Origin of the sequence: Microseira wollei NIES-4236 (genome assembly GCF_020521235.1) — a bacterium.
Classification (GTDB): domain Bacteria; phylum Cyanobacteriota; class Cyanobacteriia; order Cyanobacteriales; family Aerosakkonemataceae; genus Microseira; species Microseira wollei.
In genome coordinates this window covers 24,726-33,119 of sequence record NZ_BLAY01000116.1, presented here as the reverse complement: position 1 = coordinate 33,119, position 8,394 = coordinate 24,726, and the positions used below count along the sequence as shown (strand labels likewise).

Sequence of the window (8,394 nt, the reverse complement as noted above, 5' to 3'; positions counted from 1 at the left end):
ACAGCAAAAATTTATCATGCCTTGTCCCTACGCCAACAATCTTTGATCGCACCCCCATCGATCTGTTGGGACACGGCATTCAACATCTTTCTCACAACAGCAAAAATTTATCATGCCTTGTCCCTACGCCAACAATCTTTGATCGCACCCCCATCGATCTGTTGGGACACGGCATTCAACATCTTTCTCACAACAGCAAAAATTTATCATGCCTTGTCCCTACTACCGCGACTTTGACGCCGTGTCCCTACGCCACCGTGGATATACCAAATGTAGGGGGGCGATCGCATAAAATAAAATACCCCCTCTCCTATTGAAGGAGAGGGAGATGAAAGTGTTTCTAACTATTCACACCCACTAAGCGCGAGGTCATAAACCGATCCATCCAATTTTCCAAATAAGCTTGATTTGCTTTTTGTTCCTTCGGATCGCTTGTGTTGAGGGGATGAGGTGCCAATCCCAAAATTGCCGCCGTCGTAACGCAGAACATAGACTTTTGAAAAGTCTGACAAATTTGCACTCGCAAATCGTCTTCTCCCCGACGGGTTTTGCGGTAAACTTCGTGCAAATATTCTGGGAGATAATGACGCATATCTTGCATCAATTGCGTAGGTGGAATTCCCGCCCCACCAATAGGTAATGGATCGGCATACAATGCCCCATATTCAAATCTACCTTGATCCGGGGAAATAGCTTGAGCTTGTGCGTTGTAAGAAACCGTACCGGGGAATGGCGTGCCTCTAAAGAAAACTGCCTCAACGTAAGGCACGGCGGTATCAGCAAGGAAGGTTAACCCTGCCGATTTTGGGATAATTTCATACACTTTACCGTCAATTTTAACCGAGTAGGTAATCGGCAAATTTGCTGCTGCTACTAACGCATCCAAGATATGTTGTACGACTTGGGGAATGGTTTTAATTTCTCCTCGGTCATATCGATCAGATAAATTGAGGAACATCGGACACATCACCTGCCAAAATTGACCCAAAGCGCTGTAATAAGCAAAGAGACGCACCTGTTCGGGTAAAAATTCTGGAAACAGTTGTTGCACGCCTTGGATGAAGAAATTATGCTTAATTTTGGCAAGGATTGCGGGTTGCGCTCGCTTCCTAAACTCATCTGAATCTAAATAAGCATCCAACCCGCCGCCGCCGTGCCACATCATCGTTCTCATGCAGTACTCTGCATACTCAAAATTAATCCGATCGTGCCACCAATGACGCAGCAATTTTCCCCAAGTAATCTCGCCGTTGAAGTATTTAAAAAAGGGAAACAGCACTAAAAATTGATGGTCGGCAATGTAGAGGAGATTTTTATAGTAGGCGTCCATCACCACGCCATAACTTTTGAGAATTCCCACCACTTCCAATACATTTTCCGGCGTATCTTGCAGCAGTGCCTGTCCCCTTTTCAGACGGTTAATATATTCTGTAAGCGGGTGTTGATGTTTTAAAATTGTGTTGGTCATGGGTAATGGGTAATTGGTAATTGGTAATGGGTAATTGGTCAATCGCCCATAACACAGAGTTTAAATTAGGATGAGATAGCTTTAATTCAAACATCCCTGCATCCGTATCAAAATCCGTGAAGGGCGAGGTTGATTAATGACTACTAATGTCAGAAACTTGTGCAACTGCTGAATAATTTGTCAGCATCGCGGTGGTGGTGCTTTCTGTCCAATGCACCATCCAAGCTGGTTGCAAGCCCAAGATTACAATCAGGATAGCAAGAACGATCGCCGGCGCGCGATCGCTCCACTGCACAGGTGGTAAATACGTCACTTTTTCCGATAGTCTGCCAAAAAATGCCCGGTTCACCAACAGCAGGAAATAAACCGAGGTTAACCCCGTCCCAATCATTGACAGCAAGGTTTGAGTCGGAAATACCGGCAAACTGCCGCGAAATACCAAAAATTCCGAAATAAAGCCCACCATCCCCGGAATTCCAGCACTCGCCATCACCCCCAAAATCATCAAGCTACCCACGACAGGTAAACCCCGTTCCGGATTCAACAGTCCGCGCAGAATCTCGATATCCCGCGATCCGGTCTTTTTATATACAACCCCTACCAGTAGAAACAACAGGGCAGAAATCAACCCGTGACTGATCATTTGCAGAACTGCGCCCAATAGCGCCAGGGGTGTAGCGGCTGCTCCGGCGAGGAGGACGTAACCCATGTGACCGATCGAACTAAAGGCCACCATTTTTTTCATGTCGGTTTGAGCGATCGCGTTAAACGACCCGTACAATACGCTGATCACCGCCCAAGTCGCCAACCAAGGTGCGGCATACGCCCAAGCTTGGGGAAACAAACCTAACCCAAACCGCAGTAACCCGTAAGTCCCCAACTTCAACAGTATCCCCGCTAACAGCACTGAAATCGGCGTGGAAGCTTCCACGTGTGCATCGGGTAACCAAGTGTGGAAAGGTACGAGGGGAATTTTAATCCCAAACCCGACAACAATTGCCCCTAATAGTAACAATTGCGTTCCCAAAGGTAGCGTGTTCCCCAGTAGCGGTTCGTAAGCAAAACTGGAACTATGGCTAAGCCAAACTAACCCAAAGAAAGCGGCTAAAATCAGAATTCCAGAAATCGCCGTATAGATGAGAAATTTGGTAGCTGCATAACCCCGACGCTGACCGCCCCAAATTGCAATCAACAGATACAGTGGAATTAATTCCAACTCGTAAAACAAGAAAAACAGCAGCAAATCTTGCGCCAGAAAAGCTCCAGCTACACCCACATTCAACAACAAAACCAAAGTGTAGTAAAATCGGGGTCGCGAGATAGATGACTCGGTGCTGGAAATCGCAAGGCAAGTCAGCAGACTATTTAAAACCAGCAAAGGCAAAGACAACCCATCCACGCCGAGATGGTAAGTCAAGCCTAAACTATCAATCCAGGGGATAAACTCTGAGAATTGCTGGTTGATATCCTGGGGGTTAAACTGAATCCCCACGACCAGCGACCAGAGAAATAAACCACATGCGATCGCCAAGGTCACTCGCCGGATAATTATAGGCGCTACAGTTCCAGGCCATAACCCCACAATAACCGCACTGATCAACGGAACCAAAATTAAGGCACTAAGCATTTATCGATCTTGCTCCTAAGTTATTGGTAATTGCTAATTGCTAATTGCTAATTGCTCGCTTGGTATGTGCTATTAGCAATTAGCCATTAGCTAATAGCTAATTGCTAATGGCTAATTGCTCGCTTGGTATGTGCTATTAGCCATTAGCCTCGTTCCCAAGGCTCTGCCTGGGAACGCCATTAGCTATTTACTGAGTGCTACTCGCCAAAATTCCCAATCTAAAATTGCTTTGACAGCTTCTGGATCGATGAACCAACTCATCAAAAAGGCAAAAACGCTAGTTCCCAGCAAAATTGTCAGCACGTAAAACTGGGATTGACCAGAAACGCTGTATTTCAAGCTTTGTCCGCTGAAAATCGTACCCAGACCGACTAAATTAACCAATCCATCTACGATGTAGCGGTCAATGGCAGAATTTAACCGGGACAATTGGTTGACGGCAAAAACTACGCTGTAGCGATACACTCGATCCACGTAAAAGTCATAAGCCAACAAGTCCTGCACAAATCTCAAAGGTACTTGTATCGGTCTTGACCAAGTGCGTTGCAGATCGACTGTCGCACCCAGCGCCGTACCAGCTAACCCCGATGCAACTAACAGCAAAACTGCATCTTGGTTGATATACATCCAGTCTGGCAGCAAATCCAAGCGCTGCATCATCCCAGGAACGAATAGGGTGAAAATGGTCAACGAAACCATCGGTACTGCCATAGGCCATGCTACCTCTGGGGCGCGACGAGTTTTCGGCCCACTTGGTCCCAAGAATGTCAGGCGAAAGACGCGGGTTAAATTTAAAGCAGTCAAGGCGTTAACTAATAGCAAGACTGCCACAATCCAAGGTTGGTAACTCCAAAAGTCGTCCATCCCCAATCGCAACGCCCAAAAACCTCCCAAAGGCAGCAGTCCGATTAACCCCGCCGAACCTACGATAAAAGCAGTCGTTGTAGCGGGCATTTTTGACCACAGGCCGCCCATTTCGGTCAAATTTTGGTTGTTGGTGGTGAGAACGATCGAACCTGCGCTCATGAATAATAAAGCTTTGGCGATCCCATGGGCGAGTAGTAACATCAGCGCAAATCCCGTCCATTGATACCCAACGGCGATAAAGACCAATCCCAAATAAGCGCTGGTGGAATGGGATAATGCGCGTTTGATGTCAATTTGCGCGATCGCAACCAAAGACGCACCGATGGCAGTTGTTGTACCAATTACTACCAACGCTATCGAAGCTACTGGGGAAAGTACCAATACCGGCTGAAGTTTAATCAGCACGTAAGCACCGCCAGCAACGACAACCGAGTTTCGCAATATCGAAGCGGGGTTCGGTCCTTCCATCGCTTCATCCAGCCACATGTGCAGCGGAAATTGAGCGCATTTCCCCGTCGGTCCCGCAATTAAAGCTAAACCTAATAAAGTTGCTACCGTTGGCGACAAGGTAGTATTTTCTGCCCAGTTATACAAATCGGGAAAGTTCAAACTTCCCGCCATTGTCGCTAATGCTACCACCCCCATCAGCAGCAACACGTCTCCCACCCGTTTGGTTAAAAACGCATCTCTTGCTGCGGTTACCACTAATGGTTGTGCGTACCAAAAACCCACCAGCAAATAAGTAGAAAGCGTGAGCATTTCCAGCAAGGCGTAAGTCAAAAATAACGAGTTACTAATTGCCAAGCCACTCATCGCCCCTTCAAAAAATCCCATCAGAGCAAAAAAGCGGGCTAATGCCCAGTCTTTCTCCATGTATCCCAGGGCGAAGAGTTGGGCTAACAAACTTAACCCCGTCACCAACTCCATCGCCCCCACAGTCACCGATGAGATATCAATCGCAAAGGATAAATCTAGATCTGCTACGGTTAGCCAGTGGAGTATCAATTCTTGTGGCTCTTTGTTCCAGGTAGATCTAAACACTATTGTGCCGTGAACAAATGCCAGCACGGTCATCAACAGGTTAAAGTAAGCTGCCGGTCTAGGTCCCGTGCGACGAATGATGCCCATCGACCAGGGTAAGGTCAAGACCGCACCAATCAGTCCATAAAAAGGCACCCACCAACTTGTTTGGGTGAGAAACTCTGTCATCTACAAGTCTCCGGTATGTGTGTTACCTTTGTGTTTTTAAACCAGGGATGAACACGACGCGGCGGTTTTAACCGCAGTCACAATTAATCCGGTTGAGCGTCGTATCAATCGGACGAGAGTTTTTACTGAATTGACCATTACGTTTCCAATTGTGGTCAGAGACAGAAACTTGTTTGGAGGTGTCACCACTTACCCAGCCACAATAGGTTTTGTTGCCACAAGTCGCTGCAACATAGTCGCCTTTTCTCAATCCGTGACGAGTAACAGTACCACCATATTTCCTTCTAATTCCACCTTTTGCACGAACCATCAGATGTAATTGACGGCGCGATCCAGTCGGGCGACGAATCACAGCCAATGGTGCAGGTGTAACAGAAACATTTCCTTTCCACCCCATTGTTTGGCTGTCAATGATGCCGTACCTAATGAATGCACTGCCAGCTAGTGCGATGCCGTCTACAGCGTGTGTAGCAGGTATTGCATCACCGAAGAAGTGTTTCTGTTTGTGCAATCCTAACTCTTGTCTGAGATTGGCAGTTTTCCAGCCCTCAATTTGACTGACTTCGCCATATTGCTTAAGATTTTCTAACTGCCATTTCTCACCAACCATTGCCCGACTAAAACCTTTGTCGCCACGCGCTTTAACTACTTCGTAGGCGCTCGTTGTAATAGGGTAAATTAGTGACAATTCGCTCAAGAGCCGCAACTCCAATTCACGGTTGGCTCGAATGCTTGGTGGAACCTTGCATTGCTTGCGATGATCAAAACGCTTTTGGCGATCAGGGCGTTGATTAAACGCAACCTTGCGATTAATACGACGACCTCTACGCCCTCTATGCATCATCAAACGTTGCTCCATGGGTCCAGAAACGGTTTTAAATCGCAGTTGAAGATGTCCCATCCACAAGGTAGATTTCGCAGATTGGACTCCAATAGCTGTGTAAAGCTTGCCTGGAGCAATGCCAACCGCTACCCTCTGAGTATTGAACTCTTCATGATTGTTGACTAACTGTACCTGGAAAATACCAACGTCGTTGTATACTACTTTGCCTTTTCCTTCCTTTAACCAACGTCTCGCCCTGCTAGACTTGGTTGGCATCAATCGTTTGCCTGATGGTGATAAAACTGGTACTCGTAACATGGAGATAATCCTTCGAGTAAAGTTGACTCGTCCCCTCGCCCACCTAATTCAAGATATCTTGGCTCTCCCAACGACTAGACAAACAGTCTTGTAATCTGTCCGGACTGGGGAAGTATCCGGAAGTACGTGCCAGAACTAGGCTATGTGGGCTATTCACCAATTAATTAGGTATTTGCTACCCAATCTCCGTCTATGGGAGAGCCCAGAAGGTGATACTAAGAATGTCCTTGCTATTTTTGCCTCAAAAACAAAGCAGCACCACTCACCAATCGCAAGTCACTCCAAGCTTGTCTTGCCATCGACGATTCATATTGGATTGATTAGATTTTGTTTACTTTAACCTTTAAATTGCTCAAGATTAATACTTGACACCTAAAATAATTATTAACGACCACCCCCATAGCTCCCGATCTTATCTATGGTTCTCTCAGTGCCTGTACTGAGTCTGCTTGTGTTTATATTATCTACAGACTTGGTGGAGTTCCCGTCGGCGTAAGGCATCTGCCATCGAAAATGCCCTCCCACCCGCACTGTTTTTTTAGTTTAGGGTACTTTAGACAAAATCCTCTATCCCGTGGCTGACACGTCAGATAATTCCCAGTTATTCAATAGTTATGAAAAAATTATAAAACATAACCAGACCCTTTCCGAACAAATCGACTTTTATTCCTGCCGCTCCTACAGTGGGGGAATGTTAAGTTTTATTAAGACACGTCATATGGAAATATCATAATAATTTATATTGTCAAGGTATCCATGGTTCTCTATGCTTAATGATACGAGGCTAAAAATAGATCTCGAACAGAAAAATGGGTATTCTCGTCCAAATTTATGTTAGAGGCAAAAAATGGACGAAAATAGGTTGGCGATCGCTTAAGGAGGAAGATAATGCCAATTGCAGTTGGAATGATTGAAACGAGAGGCTTTCCTGCCGTTGTAGAAGCGGCAGACGCAATGGTGAAAGCAGCTCGCGTCACTTTGGTCGGTTATGAAAAAATCGGTAGCGCCCGCGTCACGGTAATCGTCCGGGGCGACGTATCGGAAGTACAAGCCTCGGTAGCCGCAGGCGTAGAAGCAGCCAAACGGGTAAACGGCGGCGAAGTCGTCTCGACCCACATCATTGCCCGTCCCCACGAAAACCTGGAATACGTCCTGCCAATTCGTTACACCGAAGCGGTAGAACAATTCCGGACTTAAGTTTTCCAGCCTAAAAGACTCGCGTCTTGATTACTGGCAAGTCCCTTGTCCAAACTCTCTAGCAGCACTTTGATTCAGCGAAGGAAGAACTCATGGCAATTGCAGTTGGAATGATTGAAACCCTCGGCTTTCCAGCCGTGGTAGAAGCCGCCGACGCAATGGTGAAAGCCGCCCGCGTCACTTTGGTCGGATATGAAAAAATTGGCAGCGGTCGCGTCACCGTAATTGTGCGGGGAGATGTCTCCGAGGTGCAAGCGTCGGTAGCAGCAGGCGTAGAATCTGTCAAGCGGGTAAACGGCGGGCAAGTAGTCTCTACACACATCATTGCCCGTCCCCACGAAAACCTGGAGTACGTCCTACCCATTCGTTACACCGAAGCAGTAGAACAATTCCGCGAGAGCGTCAGCGGTATTCGGCCTCTCAACAGACCATAGGATAGGTAATGGCGTTCCCAGGCAGAGCCTTGGGAACGAGGGTAATCGGTAATCGGCATCAAAAACACAAACCAATTACCAATTACCAATTACCAATTACCAATTAGCAAAAATGCAAATTGCCAAAGTTCGCGGCACCGTAGTCAGTACCCAAAAAGAGCAATCGCTCAGAGGGTTAAAACTGCTCATGGTGCAACTAATAGATGAGGAAGGACAGCTACTTCCAAAATACGAAGTAGCAGGGGATAGGGTTGGTGCTGGCATGGGTGAATGGGTTCTGATCAGCCGTGGCAGCGCCGCCCGTCAAATCGAAGGCAGCGAAAAGAGTCCTATCGATGCAATGGTAGTGGGGATTATCGATACGGTATCGGTTGATAATCGCTCGCTCTACAGCAAGAAGGAAGATTATCGTTAGTCAAGTCAGTATACTTTGTTCAGTCAGCGAGGAATT

The 8,394-nt window shown here is 46.8% G+C and carries 8 protein-coding genes; 4 read left to right on the top strand and 4 right to left on the bottom strand.

Features of this window, described 5'->3' with window-relative positions; translation table 11 throughout:
- Positions 1-317, top strand: a 317-nt coding sequence (locus MiSe_RS31255; protein WP_226587508.1) for a hypothetical protein, incomplete at its 5' end; no start/stop codon positions are given.
- Between the two features lie 23 nt (positions 318-340).
- On the opposite strand, the gene MiSe_RS31250 is transcribed toward MiSe_RS31255, so the two are convergent.
- The 4 genes from MiSe_RS31250 to MiSe_RS31235 all read right to left on the bottom strand — a co-directional run bounded on the left by MiSe_RS31250 (position 341) and on the right by MiSe_RS31235 (position 6,312).
- Entirely contained in the window at positions 341-1,468 is a 1,128-nt protein-coding gene (locus tag MiSe_RS31250; RefSeq protein ID WP_226587507.1) for a CO2 hydration protein, read from the bottom strand.
- A 133-nt stretch (positions 1,469-1,601) separates the two neighbouring features.
- The gene (locus MiSe_RS31245) at positions 1,602-3,095 is read right to left on the bottom strand and encodes an NADH-quinone oxidoreductase subunit M (protein ID WP_226587506.1); all 1,494 of its coding nucleotides are present in this window, start codon (positions 3,093-3,095) and stop codon (positions 1,602-1,604) included.
- Between the two features lie 183 nt (positions 3,096-3,278).
- A complete protein-coding gene (locus tag MiSe_RS31240; protein WP_226587505.1) occupies positions 3,279-5,171 on the bottom strand; it encodes an NAD(P)H-quinone oxidoreductase subunit F in 1,893 nt (630 codons plus the stop codon).
- A 67-nt stretch (positions 5,172-5,238) separates the two neighbouring features.
- A complete protein-coding gene (locus MiSe_RS31235; protein WP_226587504.1) occupies positions 5,239-6,312 on the bottom strand; it encodes an RRXRR domain-containing protein in 1,074 nt (357 codons plus the stop codon).
- A gap of 888 nt (positions 6,313-7,200) precedes the next feature.
- On the opposite strand from MiSe_RS31235, the gene MiSe_RS31230 reads away from it, so the two are divergent.
- The 3 genes from MiSe_RS31230 (at position 7,201) to ccmL (ending at position 8,358) form a co-directional block, all read left to right on the top strand.
- On the top strand, positions 7,201-7,509 hold the full coding sequence (locus tag MiSe_RS31230; RefSeq protein WP_226587503.1) for a carbon dioxide-concentrating mechanism protein CcmK: 309 nt from the start codon (positions 7,201-7,203) through the stop codon (positions 7,507-7,509).
- Positions 7,510-7,601: 92 nt separating this feature from the next.
- Positions 7,602-7,943 (top strand): carbon dioxide-concentrating mechanism protein CcmK, encoded by a 342-nt coding sequence (locus MiSe_RS31225; RefSeq protein ID WP_226587502.1) that lies wholly within the window; start codon positions 7,602-7,604, stop codon positions 7,941-7,943.
- 112 nt (positions 7,944-8,055) lie between these two features.
- A complete protein-coding gene (gene ccmL, locus MiSe_RS31220) occupies positions 8,056-8,358 on the top strand; it encodes a beta-carboxysome shell vertex protein CcmL (RefSeq protein WP_226587501.1) in 303 nt (100 codons plus the stop codon).
- The last annotated feature ends 36 nt before the right edge of the window (positions 8,359-8,394 follow it).

What these genes read in the sequence shown, in the direction of transcription:
- MiSe_RS31250 (WP_226587507.1), bottom strand. Translation starts at nt 1,468, where the DNA reads ATGACCAACACAATTTTAAAACATCAACACCCGCTTACAGAATATATT.
- MiSe_RS31245 (WP_226587506.1), bottom strand. Translation starts at nt 3,095, where the DNA reads ATGCTTAGTGCCTTAATTTTGGTTCCGTTGATCAGTGCGGTTATTGTG.
- MiSe_RS31240 (WP_226587505.1), bottom strand. Translation starts at nt 5,171, where the DNA reads ATGACAGAGTTTCTCACCCAAACAAGTTGGTGGGTGCCTTTTTATGGA.
- MiSe_RS31235 (WP_226587504.1), bottom strand. Translation starts at nt 6,312, where the DNA reads ATGTTACGAGTACCAGTTTTATCACCATCAGGCAAACGATTGATGCCA.
- MiSe_RS31230 (WP_226587503.1), top strand. Translation starts at nt 7,201, where the DNA reads ATGCCAATTGCAGTTGGAATGATTGAAACGAGAGGCTTTCCTGCCGTT.
- MiSe_RS31225 (WP_226587502.1), top strand. Translation starts at nt 7,602, where the DNA reads ATGGCAATTGCAGTTGGAATGATTGAAACCCTCGGCTTTCCAGCCGTG.
- ccmL (WP_226587501.1), top strand. Translation starts at nt 8,056, where the DNA reads ATGCAAATTGCCAAAGTTCGCGGCACCGTAGTCAGTACCCAAAAAGAG.